The sequence below is a fragment of the Flavobacterium adiutor genome (assembly GCF_048282555.1).
GTDB lineage: Bacteria > Bacteroidota > Bacteroidia > Flavobacteriales > Flavobacteriaceae > Flavobacterium.
Genome location: NZ_CP182487.1, coordinates 2,526,820 through 2,543,336, shown reverse-complemented (window position 1 = coordinate 2,543,336; position 16,517 = coordinate 2,526,820). Strand labels below are relative to the sequence as shown.

The window sequence follows — 16,517 nt, the reverse complement described above, 5'->3', positions numbered from 1 at the left end:
TAAAAAAAGTATTTTGCATAGAACAAACAAAAGTTAAATAATTAAATATTAATCAGTTATAAAAAAAATAAAAATTAATATTGATATTTGAAATCATATTATTCATAAGTATATAACTTAAGTTTTTGAATTTCATAATCTCCAACAGCAATTCGAAGATGTCTTCCCTGATGTGTCTGGTCACCATTAAAATGCCTTACTGTTTTCCAGACTTCATTTTCAAACTTACCCTGATCTGTTTTTAGAATTCCGGCATTGAGAGATGTTTTTTTTAAAGGTTTAAAAGTGACAACAATTCCAGATCCGGCAATATAGAATTCGTCAGGAGTGATTTCGATAATAATAGCACTTGCGATTGGCCAAATTTCATTTTTTGAACCATCGGACCAATTCAATGTGTAATCATGCTTAAAAGTAAATTCATAATTACCTAATTGAATGATTTGAGATGGTTTTGCTTTATCAACTAAAACTCCGTCAATCTTGCCAGTTCCTTTATGAGCTTCAATTGCTGGGGTTAATTGTCTGATTAAATCATATATTTTTCCTAAAGGTTCTTTTTTGGCATCTGCAACAGATTCAATTGAGAAAGGAGAAAAACCAATTGCCTCATAATGTCCGATCGCATATAAACCTTTAAAAGGCGCCGTGACATCAAAGCGGTGCTCCGGGATAAACAAAGGATCTCCCTGACGTGTAAACAAATCATTCCAGTGCTTAAACAAAGGATTATAGAAATCCGGAGAAAACATATCAATTGAAGTGCCTGCAGCTTTCCATATATCCATCAAATGTGGCAATGGACCCGCGCTTGGGTACTCACCAGGTTTTTTTTCAGATGCGTTTAAGGCTGCATTCACAAATAACGGAATCGGATAAATGTCTTTTCCAGCTTTCGCTATTTTATTCGTGAATTTTGCAAAAAACCAGGCCATGAAAATTTCATCAGTGTGTAACCCTTTGCCAAAAATCTGTTCCCAGTTTCCTGAAGTTTTTAAACCATTTTTTTTCCAAATTTCAAAAAACTCAGGTACTAATTTTTCTTTATTTTTTTGGATGTATTTTAATAATTCATCCGGAACCTGCTTATTGAAAGCTTCACTTGCCATTAAAGAATAATCTCTTGCAGTTGGTAACATTCCAATTTCATTTTCAACCTGTACCATGATTACAGTCTGCTGTTTTTGATCAAAATCTTTGATGTGTTTCATCAGTTTTTGAAAAGCATTTAAATCTGCCTGTAAATTATTTTCATTAAAAGGGGTCAGAATCTCGTGGCTTTTGTTTTTATCATCTTTCACCCTTGGGTATTTCTTCTGATTTAATTTTACCCATTCTGGAGCGTGGCTCGACATACTGTTTTTCCACGACCCAAACCAAAGGAATACCAATTTTAGATTTTCTTTTCTGGCTTTGAGAATCAGGTCGTCAACCAAAGAAAAATCAAATTTTCCTTCCTGAGGTTCTATGAGTTCCCAATAAATCGGAGTCAATACGGTATTCAGATTCATATCTGTCAGCTTAGACCAAATTGTTTCCATGCTTTCCATGCTTGTTGCTGAAGAATTTCCTAATTCGCCTCCTCTAATAATAAATGGTTTCTCCTCAACAATTAATTGGATTTTATTTCCTTTTTTCTGCAGATGAGGCATTTTATCCTGACTAAATCCAAACTGAAGTGATAAGAAAGCCAACAAAACAAATCTATTTTTTTTAAAATTTATCATAGAATCTTTTTTAATGTTAAGAATCATTTTTAAATTCACTGAAAGACAAAGACTTAAAAACAACAAATCCATATCAAACTCTCACACGAATTGAGACTTTAATATGGATTGATTATGATAAAAATCTTATTTAAAGATTCATTTTTTTGGCGTCCTCAACAAATTGTTTTAGTCCAATATCTGTCAATGGATGCTTTAGCAACCCTTTAATTGCAGACAAAGGTCCAGTCATCACATCTGATCCAATTTTAGCACAATTGACTATATGCATTGTATGTCTTACAGAGGCAGAAAGTATCTGTGTTTCATAATTATAATTGTCATAAATCTGTCTGATTTCTGCAATTAGATTCATTCCATCTGTAGAAACATCATCTAATCTTCCTAAAAAAGGAGAAACATAAGTAGCCCCAGCTTTTGCAGCTAATAACGCCTGACCTGCCGAGAATACCAAAGTCACATTCGTTCTGATTCCTTTTGAAGAAAAATATTTGCAGGCTTTTACGCCATCACCAATCATAGGTAATTTTACAACAATCTGTTTATGTAAAGCTGCCAGTTCTTCTCCTTCTCTAACCATTCCTTCATAATCTGTAGAAATAACTTCGGCAGAAACATCTCCATCAACAATATTACATATATCAAGATAGTGTTTCAAAATGTTATCTTTCCCTGTAATGCCTTCTTTGGCCATTAATGATGGATTTGTAGTAACGCCATCTAAAACCCCCATAGCCTGGGCTTCTTTAATATCTTCTAAATTTGCGGTGTCTATAAAAAATTTCATTCGTTGTGGTTTATTTTTTTGATTAATAATAGCTTGTTTATCCTGTTCACCAAATGAACTGGAAATAAGTAATTTTATATGTAATGAAAATGGTGAAGAAATTCACCATGAAAAGTCATTTTTTTAATCAATGATATGGCCGTTGATTATTTAGCATCAACGGCCAAAAATTACTAAGTAATCCACTGAATTTTCTCCGGCAAATACACTAACCAAAAATATCTGCCAGAGATAAAAAAACTACAAAACAATCATGAATTCGGTTTTTAAATCACCGAAAAAAATCTTTCTGCAATCAATTAAATATATTGATTGATGATATTTTCGAACAATTCCTGTTTACCACTTTGAAGTGTTAATTCGCCATTTTGGTTTGCAATATCGTATAAATCTTTAAGGTTTAATTTTCCATTTTCAAAATCTTTACCTTTTCCTGAATCGAATGAGCTGTATCTTTCTTTTCTTAATTTTTCATAAGGAGAAGAAGTGATGATTTTGTCAGCTGTCAGTAATGCTCTTGCAAATGTATCAGCACCTCCAATGTGTGCTAAGAAAACATCTTCTAAATCTGTAGAGTTTCTTCTGATTTTAGCATCAAAGTTAACTCCTCCGCCTTGTAATCCGCCAGCTTTCAAGAAAACCAGCATCGCTTCAGTTGTTTCCTGAATGTTATTTGGAAACTGGTCTGTATCCCAACCATTTTGATAATCACCTCTGTTCGCATCTATACTACCTAACATACCTGCTTTTGCAGCAACTTCCAGTTCGTGTTGAAATGTATGCTGTGCTAATGTTGCATGATTAACTTCGATATTGATTTTGAAATCTTTATCTAAACCATACTCTTTTAAAAATCCAATTGCTGTTGCAGAATCGAAATCATATTGGTGTTTAGATGGCTCCATTGGTTTTGGCTCGATAAAGAAAGTTCCTTTAAAACCTTGTGCTCTTGCGTAGTCTCTTGACATTGTTAAGAATTGTGCCATGTGGTCTAATTCTCTTCCCATATCTGTGTTCAATAAAGACATATAACCTTCTCTACCACCCCAGAATACGTAATTTTCTCCATCCAGAGCGATTGTAGCATCCAAAGCTAACTTTACTTGTCCACCGGCTCTTGCCACAACATTAAAGTCTGGATTTGTAGCCGCTCCGTTCATAAATCTTGGGTTTGAGAAACAGTTTGAAGTTCCCCAAAGTAATTTAATCCCTGATGCAGCTTTTTTCTCTTTTAAGTATTCTGTAATAAATGCTAATCGCTTCTCTGATTCAGCAAAAGTTGGTCCTTCAGCAATCAAATCGTAATCGTGAAAACAGAAATAATCAAATCCCATTTTACTGATAAATTCAAAAGCGGCGTCTGCCTTATCTTTTGCAGCCTGATAAGGATCTGAAGACTGATCCCATGCAAAATTTTGTGTCCCTGGTCCGAATGGATCGCTTCCCTGTCCGCAGAATGTATGCCAGTAAGCAATCGCAAATCTAAAGTGCTCACGCATTGTTTTTCCTGCAACAACCTGATCCGGGTTATAATATTTAAATGCTAAAGGGTTATCAGATGCTGCACCCTCAAATTTAATTTCGCCAATACCTTTGTAGTATTCTTTATTTCCTAAAGTTATCATTTTTATTTTTTTATTTATTTGTTACTATTAATTCTAATTCTTTTTTCCAGTTTTGATACGCCTTTTCATATTCTTCTTTGTTTTTTAAAGGTAAAAAGGTCATTACGTGATCATTGGTTGTAATTGCTGAACCAAACTTTTCGAAGTCACCATCAGTTAAACCTACTGCTCTGGCTGCTCCAACAGCTCCGGTTGTATTGTAAATTTCGATTTCATGCCCAATTAATGTTGCTACTGTATTCGAAAAAATTTCTGAACGGAATAAATTATCATTTCCGGCTCTGATCACATCAATCTTCGCATTATCATCTTTCAAACATTCCATTCCGTACACAAACGAGAAGGCAATTCCTTCCAAAGATGCTCTGTACAAATGAGCGTTGGTATGAATATTAAAATTCAGATTTAAAATATGAGAGCCAATGTTTTTATTATTGAACATTCTTTCGGCACCATTTCCAAACGGAATCACAACTAATCCTTGTGAACCTACATTTACCTGAGATGCTTTTTCATTCATCTCTTCATATGACTCACTTCCTATATTATTACGCATCCATCTATATTGGATTCCGGCTCCATTTATATTCAGTAATTTTCCAACTCTCGGATTTGATTCTGAATAATTTACATGAACGAAGTTGTTCACACGAGTACTTTTACCCGAATTGGTTTCCGTAACAGCATAAAAAACACCTGATGTACCTCCCGTTGCCGCCACTTCTCCAGGACGCAGTACATTTAATGACAACGCATTGTTTGGCTGATCCCCTGCGCGATAAACAATCGGAATTCCAACAGGAAGACCTGACTCCAGCGAACCTTTTTCGGTAACTATACCCTGATTTGTGAAATTTTCTACAATATTTGGCGTCAGTGATGGATTGATTTCGTAATAATCCAAAAGCCAGTCCGCTACTTTATTTTCTTTGTAATCCCAAAGCATTCCCTCTGACAACCCATTTTTAGTTGTCGTTACCTCGCCTGTTAACTTCAAAGCAATATAATCTCCAGGAAGCATGTATTTAGCAATTTTACTGTAAACTTCAGGTTCATTTTCTTTAACCCATTTCAATTTTGAAGCGGTAAAATTTCCTGGTGAATTCAACAAATGCTCAGCACATTTTTCAGATCCAATTTCAGCGTAAGCTTTATTTCCAATTTCAACAGCACGGCTGTCACACCAGATAATAGAGTTGCGCAGCGATTTCCCGTCTTTGTCTACAATAACCAATCCATGCATTTGATAAGAAATACCAATTCCCTGAATTTTAGAAGCCTCAATATTAGCTTCCTTAATTGCTCTTTTCGTTGCTGTACAAATGTACTGCCACCACATTTCAGGATCCTGTTCTGCCCAGTCTGGCTGTAATGACGAAATTTCCATTTCGTTTTGCGGCTCATTTAATACCATTACTTTTTTTCCTGTTGCGGCTTCAACCAGGGCAACCTTGACCGAAGAGCTTCCAATATCATATCCTATATAATACATAATTTTATAATGATTCTCTTAATATTAAACTTGTTGGTACGTAACACTGAACTACTTCATCATTTGTAATAAATGCTGCTGCTCTTGTTCCTATTTCTTTAAAATCAGTTGAAATAACCGAAATTCCTTTGTATATAAATTTTTTCATGGGTGTTTCATTATACGACAAAAAACCAACATCCTGACCAGGCTCAAACTCTTTTTCTTTACATTGTTCTAAAAAATGCCCTAAAATCCGGTCACTGATACTTATATAAGCGATTCCTTTTTCAATATCAAACTTTTTCGGATCAGTAATAATTTCATTTTTAAAATTAAAATCGGTACAAAATTTCTTAAAACTCTCCAGTGTTTCTTTTGGATGATTCGTGTAATCCGGATAAACAAAACAGATGCTTTTATATTTTTTAAACAAATCAACAGCTTCTTTTAATGTATTGTAAAATGCTTTTCCGAAATCCTGAAAAACATAATTGTTTTCTTTTTTTGAATGAATATTCCAGTCAATCAAAAGCAATTTATCATTCGAAATGGCCGATAAAATTGTTGATACTTCTTTATCATCAAAATTCATTACCACATATTTATAGTACTTTCCGACACTATTATTAATGATAGTTTTAAATACTTCAATATTATAATGATGAAATTGTACATCAGTAATAATATTGTCTGGTAAATTATTCACAAATGAGTGATATAAAACCTCCTTATATGCTTTGAAAGTATCTAATACTAAAAGCACTTTTCTGGTTTCGCCTGAAACATAATAACCTTTATTCGGAACAGAATCAATTATTTTCTGATCTTTTAAAATTGAATATGCTTTAAAAACAGTGTCTCTTGATAACTGATTTTCTTTACAAATTGCATTTACTGACGGAAGCAAATCTCCTTTCTGTAAAATATTTTCTGCAATCGCATTATTTATGCCGTTAACCAATTGCTGGTATTTCGGAATATCACTATCATGATTAATTACAAATACAAACTTCTCCTCTTCTTCGTTTAGCATACTGTTCCGTTCTGTTCTGGTATGCTAATTTAGTCATTTTATTAATTTAAAAAAATATTTTGAATATAATTTTTTAATACAAATAGAATTTATGCAAATAATCAAAAAATTATAACAACTCAAAGCATATTTCATGCTTATTATTCCTCGAAAAAGAAATCTAAAATATGCTTTCAGTTGTACTTAACTAATAGTAAATTCGATTAGAATTATAAAAATCAAAATTTACATTTCTTTTCCGTATGGATCAATGGTATTTATCGAACCATCTTCATTATACGTAATTTCAGCTACTTTTATCGATCTCAAATGAGTAATACCTTTTGAAAGACTAGAATCATGATAAAAAAGATACCATTTCCCTTTCACTTCACAGATAGAATGATGAGAAGTCCATCCAATTACAGGATTTAAAATTCTTCCCTCATATGTAAATGGTCCATAAGGATTATCACCTATTGCATAACATATAAAATGAGTATCACCAGTAGAATATGAAAAATAATACTTACCATTATATTTGTGTATCCATGGTGCTTCAAAAAAACGTTGCTCATTATTTCCTGCTAATAATACATTACCATTTTTATCAAGAATTTTAATTTCTCTGGGAGTCTCGTTAAATTGAGTCATGTCATCACTAAGCATAGCAACTATTGGTCCTAATGCAGGTTCATTTTCACTTGGTTCTTCATTTTCTTCAGAGAATTTATTGTTTCGGTATTTTTGAAGCTGTCCACCCCAAATGCCACCAAAATAAAGATAAAACTTTCCATCTTCGTCTTCAAAAACTGCAGGATCAATTGAATAACTGCCCTTAATTGCTTCCTGTTCAGGAATAAATGGTCCAGTAGGAGAATCGCTTATAGCAACTCCAATCTGGAAAATTCCGTCAGCACGTTTGGCCGGAAAATACAAATAATATTTGCCAGTCTTGCAGGCAGCATCAGGAGCCCACATTTGTTTCTCAGCCCATGGAACATCTTTCACATGCAATGCAACTCCATTATCAATTACTTCCGAATCTATACTTTCCATAGAAAACACATGATAATCCTCCATACCAAAATGATCCCCGTTATCATTAAAAGGAATCCCGGCATCAATGTCATGCGATGGATATATGTATATTTTTCCGTTAAATACATGTGCCGAAGGATCGGCTGTGTACATATGTTTAACTAATGGTTGTGATATGGCAATTTTATTGATTACCTCAAAATTAATGTGTTCAATGCTATCCTCAGGCATATTTCTTTTGTTTTAAATAATAGTATAATTTTATAGTCTTCTTTGTTTTAAATCAGCCTCGATCTGTACCTCCATTTTTTTATCAATCTCATAAAAAAACAATAATCCTACACCAATTAAAAAAGGTATTGCCGGAAAAATGCTTACAAGTAATTTAATACCGTTAATGGCAATATCTGTTTGTTGTGCTGAATTTGGAACATATTCAAAATGTCCTAAAAGTGATGTTGTTAATGCGCCTCCAATACTTAATCCTGCTTTTAATCCCACCATCATTGCCGAAAATATAATCGCTGTTGCACGACGGTTGTTTTTCCACTCAGAATAATCAGCTACATCTGCTATCATTGCCCAAAGTAGTGGAATAGTAGTTCCGTAGAAAAACCCATGAAAAATCTGAGAAAAAAACATCAGACTCACTGAGGTTGGAGAAAAGAAATAAAAGGCAATAACAAATAAGGTAGAAATAAATAAAAACAGTCCAAAAACATTCCTTTTACCATATTTGTCAGCAAATCTTTTTGATAATGTAATTCCAACTATCATAAAAATAATACCCCCTGCATTAAACAAACCAAATCCGGCAGAAACAGGATCGTTGCCAAAGGTATTCAGCCCAATTGCCGAAAGAAAATCTAAGATAGGCTTTATAAAACTGGCGAGTTCTTGTTTGTTTACATAATTCTCAAAGTAGTATACATAAGAACCTCCTTTGATGGCTAGTGTTATAAAAACCAACAAAGTAAGAGACAGCATAATGATCCATGGCTTGTTTTTCGCTAAATCTAACAAGTCTTCCTTTACACTTGATTTTTGTTCTGGTTTTGGTAGGATTCGCTCTTTGGTAGTTACAAAAGTTATGAGCAGCATAATAGTTCCAATTATGGCTAAGGCTGTCATTACTTTTTCAATACCAATTGCTTTATCTCCGTTTCCGGCACTTTTAATGATACCAAGCATAAAAACCTGAACAAAGAACTGAGCAAACATCACAGCAACAAAACGATATGAAGACATACTGTTTCTTTCTCCCATATCTCCTGTTATGACACCACTTAAAGCCGAATAAGGCAAATTATTTGCTGCATAAAACAATAAAAGAAATGAATAAGTCAGAATTGCATAAATTACTTTACCCTGATATGAAAAGTCAGGTGTTGTAAATGCTAAAAGAGCAATAACCCCTAAAGGAACAGATGTCCATAAAATCCAGGGACGAAATTTCCCCCATTTTGTATGGGTTCTATCAGCAAGTGCACCGATTACCGGATTAAACACAAAAGCTGCAATTAAGCCTACAATCAGCATTATTATTGATGAATGTGTTGGAGATAATCCGTATATATCTGTATAAAAATAAGCCAGATATGTCATTAGGGTCTGAAAAACTAAGTTGGCTGCTAAATCACCCAGACTGTACCCTATTTTTTCTTTAATAGATAATTTTTGAGAAGATAAATTCATTATTTTAATTGTGTGGTTATATACTGGTTAGTTTAGTTTTAAAATATGGTTTAAATAATAGTTTGATATTTAATTTGGCGCTAAAGTAATAATAAAAACAATCGGTTGTGTAAAATATTTAAAAAATATATTTTTATGACAATTTGTTATTTAAATAACTTACAAGCAAAAATAAAATTTTGCAATTGACTGCATACACAAATTAATTACCTGTAGAATTTAAAAAATATAAATAAGCTTTTTAAAAGTCAACTCATTTAGTTTTTGAAATTAATTCTGAGATTTTTCCAATCAGCAATACTATATTCTGTAGATTTCAAAAACGAACTATTTCCAACAAAGATGGTATTTCAAATTATATTAGCCAAAATCTTAATTTTATAAAGAAAGAAAATATTGTGATAAGTAAATTTATTTTGCAAAATAATTTATTTTAAACCCTCTAGCATATTTCTCGTTAAATTAACAAGATTAGAAATATAAACAACTGCGCCTCCAGTTTTGGAGGCGCTATTATTTAACTATTTAATTAATGCTTCCCATGCCCATGAGAATGGTCGTGATCATTTTTAGAATTTCCTTTTTCTTTACCATTTCCGTTATTATGCCCAGAAGACTTATATTTTCCTTCAGACTTATACCCTTTATCCGGTTTCGAACCTCTGTTTTTTTGAGGTTTTCCAACATATCCTTTTGGATAAGCTGCTCTGTGTTTAGAATGATAACTGTAAGGTTTACTTCCTTTATAATCTCTTAAAACCACTTTATAGCCTGAATAGAAATCGTAATTTCTGTATCGGGCAGGTACTCTTCTCTCCCTAACCCAGACTCCATTATCAAGATAAATATATTGGCTTTGAGTTACATCATAATAAATATCAATATCTGGTAAATAATAATACCTGCTGTCATCGTACCCTACCGGTCCCCAGTTTGGAGGTGTACCAATATTAACATTTACTGAAACCTGCGAATGTGCCAAAACACTCATAAAAAGTGCTAAAGCGAATGCTATCTTCTTCATATTTTTTGTTTTAAAAATTAATTTCATTTAATGAATTAAACTAAATTAGTGCCAAAATTTAGATATATCATCTTTATGTATATAAAATCACTGAAAAATCCACGTAAAGCACTTTTCAGTCGACATACATAAATAAAAAGCGTCCAGAATAATGAGACGCTTTTATTTGATATTTTAGTTAATGATGATAATTTAACTTTTATTTCCAGCCACCACCCAAAGCACGATATAAATCGACCAATGCTTGTAACTTTTGTAAATTATCATTGATACCACTTAATTGAGCAGCCAATAAATTCTGTTCTGAGGTCAATACATCTGTATAATTCGTAGCCGAACTATATTCTAATAATTGTTGTGTATAGTCAACTGCTTTTTCTAAAGCTTCGATTTGTTTCGCTCTCGAATCTTCTTTTTCAACTGCCATTTGATATGCATACAAAGCATTTGAAACTTCACTTCCTGCTTTTAATAAACTCTGCTGAAAGTTATTATATGCCTGCAATTGCTGTGACTGAGCAGTTGTTAATCTCAATTTATTTTTCCCTTGATTAAAAATCGGCTGTGTTAGTCCTGCAATAATCGAATAGAAAATAGAATTACTAAAGAAATCTTTCAATTCTAAGTTAGAGAATCCGCCACTTGCTGTAAGCGTTAAACTTGGATAGAAATAGGTTCTTGCCAAATTGGTTGATTCGAAAGCAACTCTGAAATTAAATTCTGCCTGACGAACATCTGGACGATTTTGTAACAATTGAGAAGAAACTCCAACTGCAATATTTTCAGGAACAATCTGTGAGCCTAATTCGCCTCTGTCAATTGGTCCAGGCGCTTGTGCTAACAAAATGTTGATTGCATTTTCAGTTTCACGAATACTGCGTTTTAAATCTGGAATCAAAACTTCTGCTGCGTGCTGGTTGGCTTCGCTCTGAACGACAGCTGCACCAGTTACGATGGCACCTTCTTTTAAATCTTTAATTGTTTCAACGTTCTTAATACGGCTTTCCAAAGTTTCCTGCGTAATTTTCAATTGTTTATCATACGCAAGCAGTACGAAATAGTTATTGGCAATGTCCGAAATCAATTGTGTCTGAACTGCTTGTTTTGCAGCATCGGTAGCTAAATAACTGGCTAAAGCTGCTCTTTTGGAACTGCTCAGTTTTCCCCAGATATCAGCTTCCCAGGAACTACTTACACCTAACTTATACGTTGTAGTTAACGTATTGATATTGATTCCAGCCGGAAAGTTAAGCCCTGCTTCTGACTGCTTTGTGTGTGTGGCATTAGCCTCCAGCTGTAACGTTGGATAGTAGGCTAACTTACTCTGACGCAAAGAAGCTCTAGCCTGAATGATGTTTTCGATAGCATTTTTCAGGTTCAGGTTTTGATCTAATCCTTTTTGAATTAAGGTATTTAGTTTCTCATCTTTAAAAACACTCTGCCATGGCGTATCGGCAATTGTAGTCGTGTCTGCCGAAACTTGATCCCGATACAATTTATCTGTCGAAAGTTTTGTCGGACGTTCGTATTTTTTGGTAACGGAGCACGCACTTAAAAGTACGGCTGTCATTACCATAAGAATATATTTATTTGAACTATTCGTCATCTTTGTTTTAATTAAATTTTACTCTTTCTGAGCTTCTAGTAAATGAATTTCTTTATCATCGTCATCGTCTTCATAATTTTCCTTTGGAGGACCACTCACTCTTTCTTGTAAGGATTGGAAAATGATAAACAGAATAGGAATAACAAATACCCCTAAAATCGTTCCGATTAACATACCTCCTACTGCTCCGGTCCCTATCGATCTGTTACCTACAGCACCTGCTCCGGTTGCAAACATTAACGGAACCAATCCTAAAATAAAGGCGAATGAAGTCATCAAAATCGGACGTAAACGTGCTACTGCTCCTTCAATTGCGGCTTGTAAAATGGGAAGTCCTTTTTTTCTTCTGTCCAAAGCAAATTCGATAATCAAAATACCATTCTTCGCCAGAAGTCCAATAAGCATAATTAAGGAAATCTGCAGGTAAATATTGCTGTTGAGTTTAAATATAATCGAGAATAAATACGCTCCAGCCAATCCAAACGGAATTGAAAACAATACCGCAAACGGAAGAATGTAACTTTCGTACTGCGCACTCAACAAGAAATAAACGAATACCAGACACAGAATAAAAATAAAAATCGTTTCGCTTCCTGATGCCAGCTCCTCACGTGTTAATCCTGAGAATTCATAACCGTAACCAGCTGGAAGATTTTCTGCGGCTACTTCCTGAATGGCTTTAATGGCATCTCCAGAACTGAAGCCGGGTTTTGGCGCTCCAGTAATCGCAATAGACGTAAACAAGTTAAATCTCGATATTGACTCTGGTCCAAACACTCTGGTCATTTTTACAAACTCTGTAATTGGTGCCATGTTTCCTGCACTGTTGCGTACAAAAATTTTATTTAATCCCTGCGTATTGGTTCTAAACTCCGGTGAAGCCTGAATCATAACACGATATTGTTTCCCGAATTTGTTGAAATTCGAAGCGTACAATCCACCATAATATCCTTGCATAGTTGATAAAATCGAGTTTACCGAAACTCCTGCATCTTTGGCTTTTGCTAGATTAATATCCATCATATATTGCGGAAAACCAGGGTTAAATGGTGTCGTTGCATATTGTATTTCAGGACGTTCAGCTAATTTAGCTAAGAATTCATTATTAACTTTATAGAATTCGGCAGTGGTATGTCCGCCTTTATCTTGTAATTGGAATTCGAATCCACCACTTTGTCCAAAACCTTGAATAGTTGGAGGGGAAATGAAGAAGATATTAGCTTCACGTATACCGCTTGTTTTAGCAAAGAGCTGCCCAATTACATCGTCAACACTTAAATCACGTTCGTCCCATGGCTTCAATTTTACGATAACCATACTATACGCACTACCCGCACCGGCTGTAAAGTTCTGCCCAACGATACGAAGTGTGTTTTTAACTCCTGGAATGGTTTTCGCTATACTGTCAACTCTTTTAGCAATTACATCAGAACGCTCCATCGAAGCAGATGGCGGTAAACTAATGTTTGCAAAAACAGTTCCCTGATCTTCAGAAGGTACGAAAGCAGAAGGTGTAGTTTTCATCATATAAACCAATGCCAATCCAGCGATCACGATTGAAGCTAAAGCAATCCATTTTTTTACAGAAAGGAAACTTACAGAACGTTTGTATCTTTCGGTAACATTATCAAATGCCAGGTTAAATGAGGTATAAAAACGCTGTAAATAGCTTTTATGTTTATGATCGTCAGCATGTGGTTTCAATAAAAGCGCACATAAAGCCGGACTCAAAGTCAAAGCGTTTATAGCGGAAAGAATAATCGCAACAGCCAGTGTAATACCAAATTGTTTATAGAAAACTCCTGTTGATCCTCCAATAAAAGTTACCGGAATGAATACGGCCGCCATTACCAATGTAATCGAAATAATCGCTCCCGAAATTTCGTCCATTGCATGAATCGTTGCTTTTTTAGCCGATTTATATCCGTGATCGAGTTTAGCGTGTACCGCTTCTACTACCACAATCGCGTCATCGACCACAATACCAATTGCCAGTACCATCGCAAAAAGCGTTAATAAGTTGATCGTAAACCCGAACAGATTCAGGAAGAAGAATGTACCCACAATCGCAACCGGAACGGCAATTGCCGGAATTAAAGTCGATCTAAAATCCTGAAGGAAAATGAATACTACGATGAAAACCAGAATAAAAGCTTCAATCAAAGTATGGATTACTTTTTCGATAGAGGCGTCAAGGTTTTCGTTAACATCCACAAGAGTGGTATATTTAACTCCTTTTGGAAAATTCTTTGCCGCTTCTTCAATTAACTTTTTAGAATTATTAATTACGTCACGAGCATTCGATCCCGGAGTCTGGCTGATCGCCATTGCAGCTGATTCTACACCGTTTGTTTTAATAGTCGAAGCATAACTTAAAGATCCTAACTCCACTTTAGCCACATCTTTAAGACGAAGCATCTGTCCGTTGCCTATTGATTTGATAACGATATTTTCAAATTCCTGAGCACTCGTTAAACGTCCTTTGTATTTAATTACATATTGAAAAGCCTGATTTCCGTTTTCACCAAATTTACCGGGTGCTGCTTCGATATTCTGTTCTGCTAAAGCAGCAGAGATATCACTTGGAATCAGTTTGTATTGCTGCATTACGTCTGGTTTCAGCCAGATTCTCATAGAGTAATCTTTGGCACCAAAAACGTTTACATCTCCCACCCCTACAACACGCTGAATCTGCGGTACCAGATTGATTTTTGCATAGTTTTGTAAAAACGTCTGATCATACGCTTGGTCTTCACTATATAAAGAGAAAATCAATAAGTTACTACTCTGGCTTTTGGTTACAGTAACCCCAGCCTGAGTTACCTCTACAGGTAATAAACTGGTTGCTCTCGAAACCCTGTTCTGAACGTTTACCGCTGCTAAGTCTGGATTGGTTCCTACTTTAAAGAAAATTTTAATCGACGCATTACCATCATTGGTTGCAGAAGAAGTCATGTACGTCATGTTCTCTACACCATTAATTTGTTCTTCCAGCGGAATTACGATACTTTTCAGTACCACATCGGCATTAGCTCCAGTATAACTTGCTGCCACGTTTACAGTTGGCGGTGCAATATCCGGATATTGAGATATCGGAAGCTCAATTAATCCTAAAACACCTAAAATGACAATAATAACTGATATTACCGTCGAAAGTACGGGTCTTTGTATAAATTTTTTAAACATTTTTTTTATTTTAAATCGGCGTAAACTATTTGTATGCTCTGATTATTGGCTTTAATTTCAGTTCCTTCCTTTAGAGAAGCTACTCCTTCTAATACAATTTGATCTCCTGCATGTAAACCGCTTGTCACGACGTAATAATTGCCTGCAGAATTGTCTAGAACTGTGATATTGGCATTTTTAGTTTTTCCGTCTTTGCCAACTACTACTGCAAATATTTTATCCTGAAGTTCAAATGTGGCACTTTGAGGAACAATAATCACATCTTTAACTTCGTTCGGAATTCTTACAGTAGTACTGCTTCCGCTTCTGATAACTCCTTTTGGGTTTGAAAAACGTGCTCTAACATTTACAGTACCTGTTTCGGTATTAATTAATCCATTTACGGTTTCGATATGCCCTTTTTCATCATAAGTAGAACCATCAGAAAGCAATAAAGAAACGGCTGGCATTCTTTTTAATTTTTGGTTTAATGAAGCTCCTCCGTCTTTAGTAAAATTCAGTAATGTTTTTTCATTCATTGCAAAATAAGCATATACATTTCCAATACTAGAAACTGTAGTTAAAGGCTCTGCCGTGTTTGAACTTACCAAACTTCCTAAACGAAACGGAATAGAACCTACAACTCCGCTTACCGGACTTGTAACGGTTGTATATCCTAAATTCGTTTTAGCGTTTACCAAAGCAGCATTTGCCTGAGCTAAAGCAGCTACAGCCGACTCATACTTATATTGTGCTGATTCTAATTCATACTTACTAATGATTCCTTTTTCAACCAATGGTCTCACTTTATTTACACCCAGTTTTGCCGCACTTAAATCAGCCTGAGCACTTTTAATACTTGCTGTTGCGGTACGAACCTGCTGCTCATATTCTGGAGCACTGATTTTAAACAAAGGCTGTCCCGCTTTAACAACGGCACCTTCATCTACAAAAATTTCATCAATGTATCCTTCGACTCTTGGTCGGATTTCAATGTTCTGCTGTCCCTGAATACTTGCTGGAAAATCGCTGTTCAACGTAGCTGATTCCAACTGTAAAGTCACAGTCTTATATTCCTTAATCTGCGGTGCACCTCCGGCCTGAGCCGATTTATCATTTTTACCACATGATGCGATAAGAATTGATGCTGTAAGGATGCTAAAAAATGATTGCTTATTCATTTGTAATAATATGTAATTATCGATTATATACAGGCAAAAGAAATAAAATATCACACGCGAAAAATTTCAAATAGACGAATACGGAAAGACAATCGATAAAGATATGGTGACACACGATGGGGTTTTTAAAAAAATTAAACAAGTGTTTAATTTTTAAACTCATCGGTTCTAAAATGGTTT

At 34.7% G+C, this 16,517-nt stretch carries 11 protein-coding genes; all 11 read right to left on the bottom strand.

What is annotated here, in order from left to right; all coding sequences use genetic code 11:
• Positions 1-98: 98 nt before the first annotated feature.
• The 11 genes from ACNC7R_RS10830 to ACNC7R_RS10780 all read right to left on the bottom strand — a co-directional run bounded on the left by ACNC7R_RS10830 (position 99) and on the right by ACNC7R_RS10780 (position 16,337).
• Positions 99-1,727, bottom strand: coding sequence for a DUF5597 domain-containing protein (locus ACNC7R_RS10830; RefSeq protein WP_417941103.1), 1,629 nt, complete (start codon positions 1,725-1,727; stop codon positions 99-101).
• A gap of 130 nt (positions 1,728-1,857) precedes the next feature.
• On the bottom strand, positions 1,858-2,514 hold the full coding sequence (gene fsa / locus ACNC7R_RS10825; RefSeq protein ID WP_278009981.1) for a fructose-6-phosphate aldolase: 657 nt from the start codon (positions 2,512-2,514) through the stop codon (positions 1,858-1,860).
• A gap of 299 nt (positions 2,515-2,813) precedes the next feature.
• Entirely contained in the window at positions 2,814-4,139 is a 1,326-nt protein-coding gene (xylA, locus tag ACNC7R_RS10820; protein ID WP_417941102.1) for a xylose isomerase, read from the bottom strand.
• 10 nt (positions 4,140-4,149) lie between these two features.
• On the bottom strand, positions 4,150-5,631 hold the full coding sequence (locus ACNC7R_RS10815; RefSeq protein WP_417941101.1) for a xylulokinase: 1,482 nt from the start codon (positions 5,629-5,631) through the stop codon (positions 4,150-4,152).
• Positions 5,632-5,635: 4 nt separating this feature from the next.
• Positions 5,636-6,646: a GntR family transcriptional regulator gene (locus tag ACNC7R_RS10810; RefSeq protein WP_417941100.1), complete on the bottom strand. Its 1,011-nt coding sequence runs from the start codon at positions 6,644-6,646 to the stop codon at positions 5,636-5,638.
• A gap of 225 nt (positions 6,647-6,871) precedes the next feature.
• Entirely contained in the window at positions 6,872-7,897 is a 1,026-nt protein-coding gene (locus ACNC7R_RS10805) for a glycoside hydrolase family 43 protein (RefSeq protein ID WP_417941099.1), read from the bottom strand.
• A gap of 30 nt (positions 7,898-7,927) precedes the next feature.
• Positions 7,928-9,361: an MFS transporter gene (locus ACNC7R_RS10800; protein WP_417941098.1), complete on the bottom strand. Its 1,434-nt coding sequence runs from the start codon at positions 9,359-9,361 to the stop codon at positions 7,928-7,930.
• A 529-nt stretch (positions 9,362-9,890) separates the two neighbouring features.
• A complete protein-coding gene (locus ACNC7R_RS10795; protein WP_417941097.1) occupies positions 9,891-10,385 on the bottom strand; it encodes a hypothetical protein in 495 nt (164 codons plus the stop codon).
• Between the two features lie 199 nt (positions 10,386-10,584).
• Positions 10,585-11,991 carry an efflux transporter outer membrane subunit gene (locus ACNC7R_RS10790; RefSeq protein WP_417941096.1) on the bottom strand — a complete coding sequence of 469 codons (1,407 nt, stop codon included), beginning with the start codon at positions 11,989-11,991 and terminating at the stop codon, positions 10,585-10,587.
• An 18-nt stretch (positions 11,992-12,009) separates the two neighbouring features.
• Entirely contained in the window at positions 12,010-15,177 is a 3,168-nt protein-coding gene (locus tag ACNC7R_RS10785; protein ID WP_417941095.1) for an efflux RND transporter permease subunit, read from the bottom strand.
• Positions 15,178-15,182: 5 nt separating this feature from the next.
• Complete coding sequence (locus tag ACNC7R_RS10780) at positions 15,183-16,337, bottom strand: efflux RND transporter periplasmic adaptor subunit (protein WP_417941094.1); 1,155 nt, start codon at positions 16,335-16,337, stop codon at positions 15,183-15,185.
• Positions 16,338-16,517 lie beyond the last annotated feature (180 nt).

What these genes read in the sequence shown, in the direction of transcription:
- ACNC7R_RS10805 (WP_417941099.1), bottom strand. Translation starts at nt 7,897, where the DNA reads ATGCCTGAGGATAGCATTGAACACATTAATTTTGAGGTAATCAATAAA.
- ACNC7R_RS10815 (WP_417941101.1), bottom strand. Translation starts at nt 5,631, where the DNA reads ATGTATTATATAGGATATGATATTGGAAGCTCTTCGGTCAAGGTTGCC.
- ACNC7R_RS10785 (WP_417941095.1), bottom strand. Translation starts at nt 15,177, where the DNA reads ATGTTTAAAAAATTTATACAAAGACCCGTACTTTCGACGGTAATATCA.
- ACNC7R_RS10830 (WP_417941103.1), bottom strand. Translation starts at nt 1,727, where the DNA reads ATGATAAATTTTAAAAAAAATAGATTTGTTTTGTTGGCTTTCTTATCA.
- ACNC7R_RS10780 (WP_417941094.1), bottom strand. Translation starts at nt 16,337, where the DNA reads ATGAATAAGCAATCATTTTTTAGCATCCTTACAGCATCAATTCTTATC.
- ACNC7R_RS10795 (WP_417941097.1), bottom strand. Translation starts at nt 10,385, where the DNA reads ATGAAGAAGATAGCATTCGCTTTAGCACTTTTTATGAGTGTTTTGGCA.
- ACNC7R_RS10790 (WP_417941096.1), bottom strand. Translation starts at nt 11,991, where the DNA reads ATGACGAATAGTTCAAATAAATATATTCTTATGGTAATGACAGCCGTA.
- fsa (WP_278009981.1), bottom strand. Translation starts at nt 2,514, where the DNA reads ATGAAATTTTTTATAGACACCGCAAATTTAGAAGATATTAAAGAAGCC.
- xylA (WP_417941102.1), bottom strand. Translation starts at nt 4,139, where the DNA reads ATGATAACTTTAGGAAATAAAGAATACTACAAAGGTATTGGCGAAATT.
- ACNC7R_RS10810 (WP_417941100.1), bottom strand. Translation starts at nt 6,646, where the DNA reads ATGCTAAACGAAGAAGAGGAGAAGTTTGTATTTGTAATTAATCATGAT.
- ACNC7R_RS10800 (WP_417941098.1), bottom strand. Translation starts at nt 9,361, where the DNA reads ATGAATTTATCTTCTCAAAAATTATCTATTAAAGAAAAAATAGGGTAC.